The sequence below is a fragment of the Paraburkholderia unamae genome, from assembly GCF_003096875.1.
GTDB classification, from domain to species: Bacteria; Pseudomonadota; Gammaproteobacteria; order Burkholderiales; family Burkholderiaceae; genus Paraburkholderia; species Paraburkholderia unamae.
Map to the genome: position 1 here is coordinate 57,631 of NZ_QEOB01000018.1, position 15,879 is coordinate 73,509.

General features: G+C 67.7%; 15 protein-coding genes. 6 read left to right on the forward strand and 9 right to left on the reverse strand.

Features of this window, described 5'->3' with window-relative positions; genetic code table 11:
* The first annotated feature begins 30 nt into the window (after nucleotides 1-30).
* The 6 genes from C7402_RS31970 (at nucleotide 31) to C7402_RS31995 (ending at nucleotide 5,905) form a co-directional block, all read left to right on the forward strand.
* On the forward strand, nucleotides 31-804 hold the full coding sequence (locus C7402_RS31970) for an SDR family NAD(P)-dependent oxidoreductase (RefSeq protein ID WP_116613507.1): 774 nt from the start codon (nucleotides 31-33) through the stop codon (nucleotides 802-804).
* Between the two features lie 2 nt (nucleotides 805-806).
* A complete protein-coding gene (locus tag C7402_RS31975) occupies nucleotides 807-1,721 on the forward strand; it encodes an MBL fold metallo-hydrolase (protein WP_116613508.1) in 915 nt (304 codons plus the stop codon).
* 62 nt (nucleotides 1,722-1,783) lie between these two features.
* On the forward strand, nucleotides 1,784-3,301 hold the full coding sequence (locus C7402_RS31980; protein WP_116613509.1) for a xylulokinase: 1,518 nt from the start codon (nucleotides 1,784-1,786) through the stop codon (nucleotides 3,299-3,301).
* Complete coding sequence (locus C7402_RS31985; RefSeq protein WP_116613510.1) at nucleotides 3,298-3,969, forward strand: HAD family hydrolase; 672 nt, start codon at nucleotides 3,298-3,300, stop codon at nucleotides 3,967-3,969. The genes C7402_RS31980 and C7402_RS31985 overlap by 4 nt, the downstream gene beginning before the upstream one ends.
* A 38-nt stretch (nucleotides 3,970-4,007) precedes the next feature.
* Entirely contained in the window at nucleotides 4,008-5,114 is a 1,107-nt protein-coding gene (locus tag C7402_RS31990; protein ID WP_116613511.1) for a glycerol dehydrogenase, read from the forward strand.
* A gap of 2 nt (nucleotides 5,115-5,116) precedes the next feature.
* Entirely contained in the window at nucleotides 5,117-5,905 is a 789-nt protein-coding gene (locus C7402_RS31995) for an SDR family NAD(P)-dependent oxidoreductase (RefSeq protein WP_116613512.1), read from the forward strand.
* Between the two features lie 44 nt (nucleotides 5,906-5,949).
* On the opposite strand, the gene C7402_RS32000 is transcribed toward C7402_RS31995, so the two are convergent.
* The 9 genes from C7402_RS32000 to leuB all read right to left on the reverse strand — a co-directional run bounded on the left by C7402_RS32000 (nucleotide 5,950) and on the right by leuB (nucleotide 15,879).
* Nucleotides 5,950-6,222, reverse strand: coding sequence for a hypothetical protein (locus tag C7402_RS32000; protein WP_224040943.1), 273 nt, complete (start codon nucleotides 6,220-6,222; stop codon nucleotides 5,950-5,952).
* Between the two features lie 42 nt (nucleotides 6,223-6,264).
* On the reverse strand, nucleotides 6,265-7,212 hold the full coding sequence (locus tag C7402_RS32005; protein WP_116613513.1) for an ABC transporter substrate-binding protein: 948 nt from the start codon (nucleotides 7,210-7,212) through the stop codon (nucleotides 6,265-6,267).
* Between the two features lie 92 nt (nucleotides 7,213-7,304).
* Nucleotides 7,305-8,324 (reverse strand): ABC transporter permease subunit, encoded by a 1,020-nt coding sequence (locus C7402_RS32010; protein WP_116613514.1) that lies wholly within the window; start codon nucleotides 8,322-8,324, stop codon nucleotides 7,305-7,307.
* Nucleotides 8,325-8,441: 117 nt separating this feature from the next.
* The gene (locus C7402_RS32015; protein WP_244314992.1) at nucleotides 8,442-10,025 is read right to left on the reverse strand and encodes a sugar ABC transporter ATP-binding protein; all 1,584 of its coding nucleotides are present in this window, start codon (nucleotides 10,023-10,025) and stop codon (nucleotides 8,442-8,444) included.
* 401 nt (nucleotides 10,026-10,426) lie between these two features.
* Complete coding sequence (locus tag C7402_RS32020) at nucleotides 10,427-11,254, reverse strand: ABC transporter permease (protein WP_116613515.1); 828 nt, start codon at nucleotides 11,252-11,254, stop codon at nucleotides 10,427-10,429.
* Nucleotides 11,251-12,576, reverse strand: coding sequence for an ABC transporter permease (locus tag C7402_RS32025; protein ID WP_116613516.1), 1,326 nt, complete (start codon nucleotides 12,574-12,576; stop codon nucleotides 11,251-11,253). The genes C7402_RS32020 and C7402_RS32025 overlap by 4 nt, the downstream gene beginning before the upstream one ends.
* A gap of 13 nt (nucleotides 12,577-12,589) precedes the next feature.
* On the reverse strand, nucleotides 12,590-13,633 hold the full coding sequence (locus tag C7402_RS32030; protein WP_116613603.1) for an ABC transporter substrate-binding protein: 1,044 nt from the start codon (nucleotides 13,631-13,633) through the stop codon (nucleotides 12,590-12,592).
* A gap of 31 nt (nucleotides 13,634-13,664) precedes the next feature.
* Complete coding sequence (locus C7402_RS32035) at nucleotides 13,665-14,771, reverse strand: ABC transporter ATP-binding protein (RefSeq protein ID WP_116613517.1); 1,107 nt, start codon at nucleotides 14,769-14,771, stop codon at nucleotides 13,665-13,667.
* Between the two features lie 43 nt (nucleotides 14,772-14,814).
* A complete protein-coding gene (gene leuB / locus C7402_RS32040; protein ID WP_116613518.1) occupies nucleotides 14,815-15,879 on the reverse strand; it encodes a 3-isopropylmalate dehydrogenase in 1,065 nt (354 codons plus the stop codon).

A 15,879-nucleotide genomic window follows, 5' to 3' on the forward strand; every position in this document is an offset into this window, starting at 1 on the left:
CATTCATTCACTCCATTCGAAGGACCGACGATGTATCTCGACAAATTCCGCCTGGACGGCAAGCTCGCCGTGGTGACGGGGGCCGCGCGCGGGATCGGCTATGCGATCGCCGATGCGCTCACGCAGGCAGGCGCCCGCGTGGTGCTCACGGACATGGATCAGGGCGCGCTCGACGAAGCCGTGAGCAAGCTCGCGGCAACGGGCGCGCAGGTCGAAGGCGAACGGCTCGACGTGACCGACGTGGCCGCCGTGCAGCGCGTGCACGACGCCGTGATCGCGCGCCACGGCCGCGTGGACGTGCTCGTGAACAACGCGGGCATCGCCATCTCGAACCATCCCGCCGAAACCATGACCGACGAGGTGTGGGACCGCGTGATCGACGTGAATCTGAACGGCGTGTTCCGCTGCTGCCGCGCGTTCGGCAAGAGCATGCTGGCGCACGGCGGCGGCAGCATCGTGAACGTGGGCTCGATGTCGGGCTTCATCGTGAACCGGCCGCAGGAGCAGGCGAACTACAACGCGTCGAAGGCGGGCGTGCATCACCTCACGCGCTCGCTCGCCGCCGAATGGGGCGCGCGCGGCGTGCGCGTGAACGCCGTGGCGCCCACCTATATCGACACGGAAATGAACAAGTACGTGTACGAAGACGAGGAGATGTATCGCCACTGGGTGGGCGGCACGCCGATGAACCGGCTGGGCCGCGTGGACGAAGTGGCCTCGGTCGTGCTGTTTCTCGCCAGCGAAGCCGCGAGCCTGATGACCGGCTCGATCGTGCTCGCCGACGGCGGCTACGTGTGCTGGTAAGCATGAGCGCCGCGCGTCTCTCCATCGACGTCGAGACCTTCGAGATGCCGCTCGCGGCGCGTCTGGCCGCGCCGCCGGCGCATGCGCCCGTCGCCGCCGCCGCCGTCGCGCTCTACTGGCTCGGCCAGGCGGGCTTCGTGATCGAGGGCGCGGGCTTGCGCGTCCTGATCGACCCGTATCTTTCCGATTCGCTCGCGCGCAAGTATCGCGGCGCGCGCTATGCGCACGAGCGCATGATGGCCGCGCCGATCGCACCCGAGGATCTGGAGCACGTGGACCTCGTGCTGTGCACGCATCGTCACACCGACCACATGGACCCCGACACGCTGCAACCGCTCGCGCGGCGCTTTCCGGGGCTGCGTTTCGTGGTGCCCGCCGCCACGCTCGACGAAGCGGTGAAGCGCTGCGGCGTGGAGGCCTCGCGCCTGATCGCCGTGAACGCGGGCGAGCGCGTGCAGCCGCTCGCCGACGTGCCGGAACTCAGCGTCGCGCCGCTCGCCTCGGCGCACGAAACGCTCGACATCGACGCGCAGGGGCGGCACCCGTGGCTCGGCTACGTGATCGAGATTGCCGGGGTGCGCATTTATCATTCGGGCGACTGCGTACCCTACCCTGGCCTCACCGCGAACGTGGCCGCGCTCGCGCCGCATGTCGCGCTGCTGCCAGTGAACGGGCGCGACGCCGAGCGCAGCGGCAACGGCGTGCCGGGCAACTTCACGCTCGACGAAGCGGTGACGCTCGCGAAAGGCGCGGGCGTACGCGTGATGATCGCGCATCATCATGGTCTCTTCGACTTCAACACGATCGCGCCGGGCGAGATCGACGCGCGCATTGTCGAGGAGCGCGGCGCGCTGGCGCTTTACCGCGCGCGCACGCAATGCGCGTGGCGCGTGCGGACTCAAGCGGGCAGCGCCTGAAAGAAGCCACTGCGCGAGGCAACTGAACAAGGATATTCCCCACGACGATGGGACAAGCAAACATGGAGACAACCTATCTGGCGATCGACGTGGGCACCGGCAGCGTGCGCGCCGCGCTCGTCGATGCGAACGGCACGATCCGTCGCCTTGCCGCGCGCGAGCACGAGCAGATCGTGCCGCGCTATGGCTGGTCCGAGCAACGCCCGCTCGACTGGTGGGCGGGCGCGGTGCACGCGATCCGCGAGGTGCTGGCGGCCGAGCCGGGCGCGGCGCAGCACATCGCCGCGATCTGCGCCTGCGGGCAGATGCACGCCACCGTGCTCGTCGACGCCGACGGCGAACTCACGCGCGAGACCGCGCCGCTCTGGAACGACAAGCGCGCCGCCGGGCAGGTCGAAGCGTTTCGCGCGCGCCACGGCAGCGGCCCCGACGCGCACACCTGGCTCGCGCGCACCGCGAATCCGGCCACGCCCGCGTGGCCCGGCTTCAAGCTCCAGTGGATCCGCGAGCACGAGCGCGACGCCTACGAGCGCGCCACGACCGTATTCATGCCGAAGGACTATGTGAACTTCCGGCTCACCGGCGAGCGCGCGTGCGACTGGAGCGACGCCTCGATGACCTTCCTGATGGACCCGCAAACGCGCGGGTGGTCGCCGGTCATGCTCGATGCGCTCGGCCTGGACGCGCGCAAGCTGCCGCCCATCCGCGCGCCGCACGAGTTGCTCGGCGCAGTCACGAAGGCGGCCGCGCAGGCTACCGGCCTGCGCGAAGGCACGCCCGTGCTGGTGGGCGCGGCCGACTATCCGGCCTCGGTGCTGGGCTCGGGCGTGCACGAGAGCGGCCTCGCCTCGGACATCACGGGCACCTCGTCGATCATCACCGTGATTGCCGACACGCCCATGCTGCACCCGGAGGTCTCGAACGTCGCGACCTGCGAGGGCCTGTGGGGCCGCTTCACGCTGCTCGACTCGGGCGGCGACGCCATGCGCTGGGCGCGCCGCGCGTTCCACGAAAACGCCCTCTCGTACGAGGACGTCGCGCGCAAGGCCGCCGAAGCGCCCGTCGGCGCCGAGGGCCTTTTCTTCCTGCCGTACCTCACCGGCGAGCGCCTGGGCGCGCAGCCGAACTCGCGCGCGCAGTTCTTCGGCATCGCGGCGCGCCACGGCCTCGCGCACCTGCACCGCGCGGTGCTCGAAGGCGTGGCCTTCGGCGTGCGCCGCCACATGGCGATGATCCAGCCCGCGGGCGTGGCGATCGAGCGGCTGGTGGCGGCGAGCGGCGGCGCGAAGGCCGCGTTGTGGCTCGACATCAAGGCCAGCATGTACCGCACGCCGGTGCTCGTGCCCGCCGAGGTCGAATGCGGCGTGATGGGTTGCGCGCTGCTCGCGGCCACCGCCACCGGCCAGTTCGCGACGCTCGGCGACGCCGTGCGCCGTTTCGTGCGCTTCGCGCGCGAGGTGCAGCCGGACCCGCGCGCCGCCGACACCTACGACCGCATGATGCCGATCTTCGAGCGCCTCTATACGCACTCGCAGCAGTTCTACGACGACCTCGACCGACTCGCGGGAGACCACGCATGAACACACCGCCCCGCGCCGTGCTCTGGGACATGGACGGCACCCTCGCGCTCAGCGAACCGCTGCACATGCAAACGTTGATCGCGGTGCTCGCGCACTACGGCATTCAGGCGGGCGACGAGCTGCATCCGCTGACGTTCGGCCGCAGCGGGCTCGACGTGTACCGCCTCTGCCGCGAACGCTTCGGCATCGAAGCGGATTACGCGGCGTGGTCGGCGCTGCGCGCCGCGCGCTACGTGGCCGAAGCGCCGACACTCGAAGCGCGCCCCGGCGCACTCGAAATCTGGCGCGCCGCGCACGCGGCCGGGCTGCGCCAGGCCGTCGTTTCCAACGCGGGCCGCGTGCTGCTCGAAGCCAATCTGAAAGCGCTCGGGCTGCAAGCGCCCGAGCGCGTTTCGGTGAGCGTCAACGACGTGCGGCACGGCAAGCCCGACCCCGAAGCCTACCTGCGCGCCGCGTATCTGCTGGACGTCGCGCCCGCCGAGGCCATCGCCATCGAAGACAGCCCAACGGGCGCGCGCGCCGCGCTCGCCGCGGGCATGCGCGTGCTCGGCTGGCCCGATGCGCAAGCCCCCGAGGCCAACATGCATTTTCCGCAAGGCACGCAGATCGTGCACCACGCACGCGACATCGCCGTCGCGCTCGGGCTGCCGGGCGTGATGGTTTCTTAACCCGCATCCGTTTCCGCACATATTTCGCAGACCCAATCATGTTGAGAACCAGCATATTCCCCTCGCGCTACGTCCAGGGCGCCGGTGCGCTCGCCACGCTCGACGCCGAACTCGCACGTCTTGGTTCGCGCGCCGCGTGTCTTGTCGATCGCAACGTCGCGGCGCTGCTCGAACCGGTGCGCGCGCGCGCCGAGCGCGTCACCTTGCAGGTGCGTGAAGTCGACGCCGCCTGCACCGAGCGCTCGGTTGCCGAAACCGCCGAGTGGATTCGCGCGAGCGGCGCGGACGTGGTCGTCTCGTTCGGCGGCGGCAAGGTGATCGACACGGGCCGCGCGGCCGCAGACGACCTGCGGCTGCCGTTCGCCTGCGTGCCGACCATCGCGGCTTCGGATGCGCCGTGCAGCGCGCTCGCGGTGATCTACGACGAAGCGGGCCGCGTGGTGCGCGACCGCTTCGTGCGCAGCAACCCGAACCTCGTGCTGCTCGACACCGCCGTGATCGTGCGCGCCCCGGCGCGCTTTTTCATTGCGGGCATCGGCGACGCGCTCGCGACGTACTACGAGGCCGAGGCCTGCCGGCGCGCGTATGCCCGCAACCTGTGCGGCGGGCGTGGCACGGCGCTCGCCTTCGAAGCCGCGCGGCTGTGCCGCGACCTGCTGTTCGCGCACGCGCCGCAAGCGGTCGAAGACTGCCGGGCGCAACTCGTCACACCCGACTTCGACGCAACGCTCGAAGCCACGGTGCTGCTCTCCGGCATTGGCTTCGAATCGGGCGGCGTGGCGGCGGCGCACGCGATCCATCATGGCCTGGCCGACCTGCCTTCGTCGCACAGCCTGCTGCACGGCGAAAAGGTGGCGATCGGCGTACTCGCCTCGCTGTTCCTCTCGACCGTGCCCGACGAAGAGCGCCGGCGCGTGTTCCGCTTTTGCCGCGCGATCGGCTTGCCCACGCGGCTCGCCCAGGTGAACGTCGACGCCGACGACCACCACGCACTCGAAACCGTGGCGGCACGCGCCTGCCGCGCGGGCGAAATCATTCACAACGAACCGTACCCCGTCGAGCCCGCGATGGTGGTCGCCGCCCTCAAGGCGATGGACCGCTACGCCGCGCGTCTCGACACACTCATCCAGCAAGGAGCTGCCTGAACATGACACAAACCGCCCTGCAAAAAAACGCTGCGGAAAACCAGGAAATCCACGCCTTCCGGCCCGGCCTCTTCAGCGGCAAGACCGTGCTCGTCTCGGGGGCGACGAGCGGCATCGGCCTGGCGATCGCCGAGGGCTTCGCCTCGCTCGGCGCGCGCGTGATCGCCACGGGCAGCTCGCCCGCCAAGCTCGAAGCGCTGCGCGCCGACGCCACGCTCTCGCACATCCGTTTCGAACGTGTCGACGTGCGCAACGTCGATGACATCAACCGCTTTTGCAGCGATCTCGAATCGTTGGATATCCTCATCAATGCGGCCGGTGTGGCGCGCCCGATGGACGAGTACCGCGACGACGTGTTTCGCGAGGTGATCGACGTGAACCTCACGGCGGCCATGCGCTTTTCGATGGCGGCGCGGCCACTGCTCGAACGCACGAAGGGCGTGGTCGTGAATGTCGCCTCGATGCTCAGCTATCTCGCCGACGTGGAAGTGCCCGCCTATTGCGCGAGCAAGTCCGGCATTCTGGGCCTCACGCGCGCGCTGGCGCATGCGTTCGGCGTGGCGGGCGTGCGCGTGAACGCGATTGCGCCGGGCTACCATCGAACGGACATGACGCGCGTGCTCTGGGAAACGCCGGCGTCGGCGGAAAAGATCGCGGCGCGCGCGGCGCTCAAGCGCTGGGGGGAAGCCGAGGATCTGGTGGGCGCCGCTGTCTTTCTCGCGTCGCCCGCGGCGGCGTTCGTGACCGGCGTCACGTTGCCGGTGGATGGGGGGTATGTGAGCGGCAGCTAAGCGCAAGTACGGGGGCCCGGTTCACGGGCCCCTGGCTTTTGCCTTCAGTTTTTGTCTTTAGCGTGTGCCTTCAATCCGCATGCCTGCGGCGAGACGCCGCCTTCCTCTGCCGCGATTTTCGCCAGTCGTATCGCGCTGTCAAAACTGCATGCCGTGGCGGTCTGCCGTCGGTCGACGGTCACGACACAGGTGTGGAAGCTGTATCGCCATTTGATGCGGCGCTCCTCCAGCAAGGCCGACAACCACCGCCAGACAGACGCATCGTCTGCATTGGCGGCGGCAGCGGCCCGGTTTCGTTCGCGTTGCATCGTATCCATCGGTCGAGCTTGTAGCGTAGCGCGCGACGCGCAAGCCGCCGCTCAGTGCGACGACCAGCCCTGGTAGCTCGCCACGTTCTCGCGCGTGACCAGCGTGGAAGGCATCAGCACGACCGGATTGGCCGGCTTGTGTCCGTTCATGATGCCGTAGCCGAGCGTCACCGCCTGCTGCGCCATCGCCCACGGGTCCTGGCTCGCCGACGCGGCGATCGAGCTGTCCGCGCTCTTGAGCGCCGCCTCGACATCGGGCGCGCCATCCACCGAAGCGAGGACGATGCCCTTGCGGCGCAACTGCTTCGCCGCAAGGTCGCTGCCGAGCGCCTGCGGGTCGTTGGTCGCGAACACGGCGTCGATCTTCTGGAACCGCGTGAGGTAGCCCTGCATGGCGTTCATGCCGCCGTCGCGCGAGCCCTTCGCGTTCTGGTCGTCGGAGAGCACCTTGATGTCGGGATGCTTCGCGAACGCGGACCGGCAGCCTTCCACGCGGTCCAGCACCGCCGAGACGGGCGGCCCGTTTTCGATGATCACGTTGCCCTTGCCGTTGAGCCGGCTCGCGAGATAGCCGCACGAGAGCGCGCCCGCCTGCACGTTGTTCGTCTGCACCGTTGCATCGGCCCCCGCTGCCGCGACATCCACGGCCACCACGACGATGCCCGCCGCCTTCGCCTTGCGCACGGCGGGCTCGATCGCCCTCGGATCGACGGCATTCAAGACGATCATGTCGACGTGCGAGGCAATGAAGTTGTCGATCTCCGTGAACTGCTTGTTCAGGTCGTAGTCCGCGCCCAGCGTCGTCACGCGGACATTGGGATTGATCTCTTTGGCCTTCGCCTGGGCGCCTTTGATGAGCGTGATGTAGTAAGGATTGCCAAGATCGTTGACGGTGATGCCGATCGAGCGAAGCGGCTTGCCCTCGGCATGGGCGCCCGTGCTGGCCGTGGCCGCCAGGCCAATGGCAACGCTGGCGGCAATCAGGGTCTTCCTGAACATGAATACGTCTCCTCGTTGAATGGGAAAGCGGGTGTTGAAGCGAGCGCGGCATGCGCTCGTGTGGGTATTTGTTTGCGTACTGATTCAGATAGTCAGGTGCGCGCGGAGCCCTGCTGGCGCAGGCGGTCGAGCGCCACCGCGCCGATGATCACGAGCCCTTTGATGATGTACTGCCACACATCCGAGATCCCCATGAGCACGAGACCGTTCGTGAGCACCGCGATGATGAGCGCGCCCACCAGCGTGCCGACGATCGAACCCACGCCGCCCACGAAACTGGTGCCGCCGAGGATCACGGCGGCGATGGCATCGAGTTCGTACGACTGGCCGAGTTGCAGACCGTTGGCCGCGTAGAGGCGCGCGGCCGACATGACGGCGGCAAGCCCCGCCAGCAGGCCGGAAACCGTGTAGACGAAAATCTGGATCGAGCGCACCTTGATGCCGGCCAGCCGCGCCGCCTCGGCATTGCCGCCCACCGAGTAGATATGCAGGCCGAGCACGGTGCGCCTGAGCACGAACCACGAAACCGCGATCACGATGGCCGCGATCACGACGAGCCAGGGCACGCCCGCAATGGAATCGTTGCCGATGAACGCGAACGGCAATTGCGGATTGAACACGGTGGTGTCGTGCCCCAGCACGCGCGCGACGCCGCGCACCGCGGTCAGCGAACCGAGCGTGACGATGAACGGCGGCAGGCGCAGCAGCGCGATCAGACCGCCGTTCGCCACACCCAGCACGCCGCCCAGCAGCAAGGCGGCGGGAATCGCGGCCCACGCCCAGCCGGGCGCGTTCGAAACGAGCATGGCCACCACCGCCGCGGCGGCCAGCACCGAGCCCACCGAAAGATCGATGCCGCCGGTGAGCACGACGAAGGTCATGCCCGCCGCGAGCACGACATTGATCGACGCCTGCTGCGCCACGATCGACAGATTCTGCATCGTGAGGAATTCGCCGTTGCCAAGGCCAAAGCCGATGCACAGCAGCACGAGCACGGGCAGCATGCCGGCCGTGCGCGCGAGCGAGCGCAGGCGCGTGCGGCGGCGGTTCGGCGCGCCGCCGTTCGCGGGTTGCGCGCCGGGGCCGTCCGGGTTCAGGGTGAGTTGGGTCATGTCGTCTCCGTGTTGTCGTTGTCGGGGCCGTTGTCAGGGCCGTTGTCGGGGCGGTGAAGCAATGGCGTCGCGCCGGGGATGCTCCGGCGGGGAAGGATGCGGGTGATGAGGTGAACGTCAGGCAGCCGCGCGAGCGGGCGAGCGATTGGCGGCGTCCGCGCTCGACCCCGTGGCGAGTTCGATGATGGCTTCCTGGCTGATCGCGCCCTCGCCTGCCAGCTCGCCGGCAATCGTGCCCTCGCGCATCACGAGCACGCGGTCGGACACGCCGATCACCTCGGGCAATTCGCTCGAAATCACGAGAATCGCCACGCCCGAGCGCGCGAGCTGGTCGATGATCCGGTAGATCTCCGACTTCGCGCCGATGTCGACGCCGCGCGTGGGCTCGTCGAGAATCAGCACGCGCGGACGGATCTCCAGCAGCCGCGAAAGCAGCACCTTCTGCTGGTTGCCGCCCGAGAGCGAGCCCACGTTGGCCGAGGCTCGCGCCACGCGGATCGCGAGCGCATCCACCGCCGCGCCCGTGCGGCCCGCCGCCTTGCGGCGATCGAGGACACCCGCGCGCGCGTCGCGCCCCGCGATCATCACGTTGATGTTGTCGTGCACGCTCATGTCGAGAAAGAGGCCGTCGCCCTTGCGGTCTTCGGTGAGGTAGACCACACCGGCGCGGATCGCATCGCGCGGCGAACGCGGCTGGAGCGGCTTGCCTCCCGCCACCTCGACTGTGCCCGCCGAACGTTTGCGCGCGCCGTAGACAAGCCGCGCCAGCTCGGTGCGGCCCGCCCCGACGAGCCCGGCCAGCCCAAGCACCTCGCCCTCGTGCAGCACGAAACTGCAACCGTGCACGCGCGCGCCGTCCGCGAGATCACGCACCGCGAGCGCCACCGGCGCGTCGCCCGCGAAGCGATGCGCCTTTCGATAGAAGCCCGAAAGATCGCGGCCCACCATCATCTTCACGAGCCGCGCTTCGGACAACTCGGCGCGCTCCAGCGTGCCGACGTAGCTGCCGTCGCGCAGCACCGAAACGCGGTCGGAGAGCGCATAGATCTCGGCCATGCGGTGGCTGATGTAGATGATCGCCATGCCCGCTTCGCGCAGGCGCTGGATCAGCGCGAAAAGCCGGTCCGTTTCGCGCGTGGAGAGCGGCGTGGTGGGCTCGTCCATCACGAGAATGCGCGCGTTGGCGAGCATGGCGCGCGCGATCTCCACGAGTTGTCGCTCGGCGATCGTGAGTTCGCCCACGCGGGTGGCCGGGCCGAAGCGCGCCCCCAGACGCGAAAGCACGTCGGCGCAGGCACGCTCCATGGCCGCGCGGTCCGCAAGCCAGCGGCAGCCGCGCTTGCGAAGCTCCCGCCCCGCGTGAATGTTCTCGGCCACGCTGAGATTGGGCGCGAGACTTAGCTCCTGATAGATCACGGCGATGCCGAGATCGCGCGCGGCCTGCGGTCCGTGGATCGCCACGGGCTTGCCTTCGAGCAGGATCTGCGCGCCCGCGTCGGCCTGATAGGCGCCGCTCAGGATCTTCATGAGCGTCGATTTGCCCGCGCCGTTTTCGCCCATGAGCGCGTGAACTTCGCCGCGCCGCACGTCGAGGCGGACGTCGCGCAGCGCGCGCATGCCGGAAAACGTCTTGCCGATATTGCGCATCTCGAGCAGCGGGGGCGGCGCATCGCAGGGGCTGCGCGGGTGGGTTTCAGCCATGACTAATCTCAGTGAGCGGGAACGTGTACGGCTAGTGTTGCTATCGATATCTTTTGTCTTGATCGACGAATTACATCAATAACGTTATTTTTAATAATGTTACGTGTAGCGTTACAAGCATTTGAATTAGGGTTTCCCCGCTGATGCCTGCAACTGGCGGAATTCGAACTTGTGCGTTACTAACGGGCGCGACGTCGTGCGCTCGCGCGGGTTGCGAACGATAAGGGCTTGCGGGGAACGCGGTTGACGCAGCGCCGGGCATGACCGGCTACTGGACGAGGTGGGCGTGGTGTCGCGAGGTGCGGGTGAAGCGGCTGTGGGCGGTATCGACGGTCAGCCATCGTTCGCCGAAGACCACGGGCAAACGACGGCTGCGCAGATCGAAGAATGCGACTGCGGCGTCAGCGGGCGGCGGCGCTTTTGCGGCGCAGCCATTCGCCCAGCACCAGCAGCGAGGTCGAGAACAGCACGAGGATCGTGGCCAACGCAACGATCGTGGGCGTGATGCTGTCGCGAATGCCGCTGAACATCTGCCGTGGAATCGTGACCTGGTCCGGGCCCGCGAGAAACAGTGTGATGACGACTTCGTCGAACGAGGTGGCGAAGGCGAACAATGCACCCGAGAGCACGCCGGGCAGGATCAGCGGCAGCGTCACGCGGAAGAACGTTTCCACGCGTCCGGCGCCGAGGCTCAGGCTCGCGTTGACGAGCGACCGGTTGAAGCCCTTGAGCACCGCGCCGACCGTGGTCACCACGAACGGCGCGCCCAGCAGCGCATGCGCGATGACGAGCCCGACGAAGGTCCCCGCCAGGTGCAGCTTCATGTAGAACAGATACATGCCGACCGCGACCACGACCAGCGGCGCAACGAGAGGCGAAAGCATCACCGCGGTCAGCAGCCGCTTGCCCGGAAAGCTCGCACGGTCGAGGCCGAGTGCGCAAAGCGTGCCGAGTACGGTGGCGAGCACCGTGGCGCTCGGCGCAACGATAAAGCTGTTGCGGATCGCGCGCCACCAGATGTCGGAGGTGAACAGGACGCGATACCAGTGCAGCGACCAGTGCGACACCGGGTAGACGAGGAACGAGTCCGCCGAAAACGACAGCGGCACCAGCGCGACAATGGGCAGCGCGAGATACGCAAGCAGTCCGTAGCAAAGCACGCGCAGCGCGACGTACCAGACTTTCTCGGGCAAGCCGACCGATGGCTCGAAAGCGGGCATGAGTCTCATGACGTCGCCGCCTCCCCGAACAGGTGCCGGCGCCCGGCCATGAGCATCCGGTAGACGACGAACAGCAACGCGGTCGCGATCAGCAGCAGCGCGCTCAACGCGGCGGCGAGGCCCCAGTTGATCGACGTGTTGGTGAACCAGGCGATGTAATAGCTGAGCATCTGGTCCCCCGCTCCGCCGAGCAGCGCGGGCGCGATGTAGTAACCGAGCGCGCTGACGAACACGAGCAGCGCACCGGCTGCGACGCCGGGCGCGGTGAGCGGCGCATACACGCGCCAGAACGCGCCGAACGGATGGCTGCCGAGCGAAACGGCGGCGCGCTGGTAAGTTAGCGGAATGCCGCGCATCACCGCGAGCAGCGGCAAGACCATGAACGGAATGAGGATGTGCACCATCGAAATGACAACGCCCGTGCGGTTGTAGATGAGGTCGAGCGGCGTGTCGACGATGTGCATCGCGAGCGCCAGCCGGTTGATCACGCCTTCGCGCGGCAGTACGACCATCCAGGCCGCAATGCGCACGAGAATCGACGTCCAGAACGGAATCAGCACCGCCATCAGCATGAGTCGCTGGCGCGCCGCCGGCAATCTGCTCAACCAGTAAGTGAGCGGAAAGCCGAATACGACAACCAGCGCCGTCACGACCGCGCTGATCCCGAACGTGCGCCCGAGTATCGGCAGAAAGACCCGCTGATCGGGCGGCAACATGGCGATACGTCCTTCGGCATCCTGATGACTGTCGATGGCGCGCAGCGCGTAGGCAGCCGTCAGCGGACGCACCGCGCGCGCAATGGCGCGCCATGCCGGCGCCTCGCCCCAGTGGGGATCGTACTGGATCAGATCCGCTTGCACGGCGGCGGGGTCGCGCGGCGCGGCGGGCTGGCCCGCGCCTTCGGCGAGATGATCCAGATGGCGGCGTGCGCGCAACAGCAACAGTCGCATGCCGGGCGCGTCGCGATTGAGCCGCTCTGTCGCGTCGCCAAGCGTGCCGGCATCGTCGGCCGCGACGATATCGGCCGCCAACGCGCCGAACGCCGCGGCAGGCGGCGCCGACGCGCCGTCCCAGTTCGCCAGCGCGCGAGCCGTGCCTGGAAACGCCACCGCCACCGACGGGTCCCACACGGCCCGCGTCAGCAGGCTGGCAATCGGCACGACGAAAAAGACCAGCATGAACAACGCGAGCGGCGCGATCAGCAACAGCGCCCCGCCCACATCGCCACGCGAGCGCGCCACCTTCGCGGCGCGCGGACGGGCGGCTGCGGGCGGGCGCGCCGCCCCGTTGACCACCGTTCCCAACTCTGTAGCGCCCGACGGATTCGACATGGCAGCCATCCGTTCAGCGCGCGGCCCAGGCGGCGAAGCGCTGGTCGAGATCATCGCCGTGTTCGTCCCAGAACTCACGGTCGTTCACGACGCCGACCTTCGCATGCTCCGGCGTATTCGGCAGATTCTTGAGCTGCGCCGGCGACATCTTCGCGAGCGTCTGGGCATTGGCCGGTCCGCCCGGCTGCTTCGAGAGAAACGCAGCCTGTTGATCGGCGCCGATCGAGTAGTTGATGAACTTCAGCGCGTCGTCCTTCATCGCCGAGCCTTTCGGGATGACCCAGTAGTCGTAGTCGGAGATCGCGCCGTTCCAGACGAGGTCGAGCGGCTGCCCCGCCTTCTGCGCCGTGATGATGCGTCCGCTAAAGACAGTCGACATGGCGACGTCGCCCGAAACGAGGAACTGCGCCGGTTGCGCGCCCGCATCCCACCACTGGATGCTGGGGCGCAACGCGTCGAGCTTGCGGAATGCGCGGTCGACGCCTTCCGGCGTGGCGAGCACCTTGTAGACGTCGGCAGGCTTCACGCCGTCGGCCATCAGCGCAAATTCGAGGTTGCCGCGAGCGGTCTTGCGCATGCCGCGCTTACCCGGAAATTTCTGCGTATTCCAGAAGTCCGCCCAACTGGTCGGCGTGCCCTGGAGCAGCTTCGAGTTGTACGCGAACGTATTGGCCCACGCGAATATCCCCACGCCGCAGCGCGTCTTTGCCGCCGCGTTGAGCTGAGCGCCTTGCGGGATCTTCGACCAGTCGATGTGCTCGTACAGGCCGCTGTCGCAGCCGCGGCCGACGTCGGTCGATTCGACTTCGACGACATCCCAGCTAACTTGCTGACCATCCACCATCGCCTTGACCTTCGCCTGTTCGCCCGAATACGAGGACGCCGTCACGTCGATGCCGGTTGCGGCCTGAAACGGCGCGATGAACGCGCTCTGCTGCGCCTCGGCCAGCGTGCCGCCGTAGTTGACGACGGCGAGCGGCCGCGCGAAGGCGCCGCAGGAAAGCGATTGAAGGGCAACGGCAACCGCCACGGCACCGATCCATTGAGTATTACGCATGATGTCCACCCCGATTAGATTGAAAAAAGCGTTATGCGAAGATCCGCACGTGTCGTTCGGCGAAACGCAGCACGACTGCGTCGCCGTTCCCTATGCCGCCCAGGCCCGCGTCGTCGAGCGGCACCTTGACGAACCCCGAATCCTGCCCGGCCAGCGAGAAGCGGAACCGGACGTGGTCGCCGAAATACAGCGTCCCTTCCGATCGCGTCCGCATCGTGTTGGCCACTGCGGCCCCACCCTCCACGCCTGCCTCGTCGCCCAGCGCGATCCGCTCGGGACGCACGCAGGCGCGCACCGTGTCGCCCACGCGCGGCGCGCCGATCACCCGCCCCACGAGCACTTCGCCGCCCGGCAGACCGACTTCGCCCCGTTCGCCGTCGAGCGCCAGCAGGCGGCCGACAAAGACGTTGTTGTCCCCGACAAAGTTCGCGACGACACCGTTGCCCGGTGTTTCGTACAACGCATCGACACGGTCGATCTGCTGGATCTTCCCGGCGTCGAACACCGCCACGCGATCGGACATCGTGAGCGCTTCGCTCTGGTCGTGCGTGACATACACGAACGTCAGCCCGAGCGTGGCATGCAGATCCTTCAGTTCGATCTGCATGTGCTCGCGCAGCCGCTTGTCGAGCGCGCCCAGCGGCTCGTCCATCAACACGAGACGCGGGTTGAACACCAGCGCCCGTGCAAGCGCGATACGCTGTTGCTGCCCGCCCGACAGGCTTGCCGGCAGACGCGAGGCGTACTGGCTCATCTGCACCATGTCCAGCGCCCGCCCCACGGCGGTCTGCTTTTCTGCCGCCCCCATCCTGCGCACCGTGAGCGGATACGCGACGTTCTGCGCGACCGTCATGTGCGGAAAGAGCGCGTAGTTCTGGAACACCATGCCGATGTTGCGCTTGTGGGGCGGCGTGACATTCAGCAGCGTGTCGCCCAGCCAGATTTCGCCTTCGGTCGGCGACTCGAAACCCGCGAGCATCATCAGACAGGTCGTTTTTCCGGACCCCGACGGCCCCAGCAGCGACAGAAATTCGCCTTCGTAAATGTCGAGGTCGAGCCCGTCGACCACCCGGTTGATGCCGTCGTAGCTCTTGCCTACGCCACGGAATCGCACCAGCGGTTTGCGTTCCTTGTTCATGCCGGCCTCCTTTCTCCCGTTTTCCACGACACGCATGCGCGCCTCAGGACATGGCGGCGACAACGAGATCGCCCATTTGCGCGGTGCCGACCCGCTTCGTGCCCGGCTCGACGATGTCCGCCGTGCGATAGCCGGACGCCAGCACGCGCCGCACGGCCCGCTCGATACGCGTGGCGGCCGCGTCAGCGTCGAAGCTCATGCGCAGCATCATGGCCGCGGAGAGGATCGAGGCCAGCGGATTCGCGATGTCCTTCCCGGCGATATCGGGCGCGCACCCGTGCACGGGCTCGTAAAGCCCCTTCGTGCCCTCGCCGATCGACGCCGACGGCAACATGCCAATCGAGCCCGTGAGCATCGACGCCTCATCGGAGAGGATGTCGCCGAACAGATTGCCGGTCACGATCACGTCGAAATGCCGCGGGGCGCGCAGCAACGACATCGCAGCGGCATCGATATAGAGGTGTTCGAGCGCGACGTCGGGATAGCCGGTCGCGACCTCGTCCATCACCTCGCGCCACAACTCCATCGACTCCAGCACGTTCGCCTTGTCGACCGAGCACACGCGCGACTGGCGCTTGCGCGCGGTGCGAAACGCGACGTGCGCAATGCGCCGGATCTCCGCTTCGTCGTAGCGCATCGTGTTCACCCCCACGCGCAAGCCGTTCTCCACCGCCACGCCGCGCGGGCTGCCGAAGTACAGGTCGCCCGTGAGTTCCCGCAGGATCAACAGGTCCAGCCCGTCGATATGCGCCGACTTCAGCGGCGAGGCGCCGAGCAACTCGGGGTACGCGACCACGGGCCGGAAATTCGCGAACAACTGCAACTCCTGGCGCAACGCGAGCAACGCGTCGCCGGGACGCAGTCCGCGCGGCAAGGTTTCATATTCGAAGCCGCCCTCGGCGCCGAACAGGATCGCGTCGGCTTCGACCGCGAGCTGCCGTGTCGCTTGCGGCAGCGGGTGGCCGGTGCTGTCGTAGGCGCAGCCGCCGATCAGCGCGTGCTCGAATTCGAGCGGCATGCCTTCGCTCTGGAGCACGCCCAGCACCTTGAGCGCCTGGGCCGTCACTTCCGGGCCGATTCCGTCTCCGGGGAGCACTGCGATTTTCAT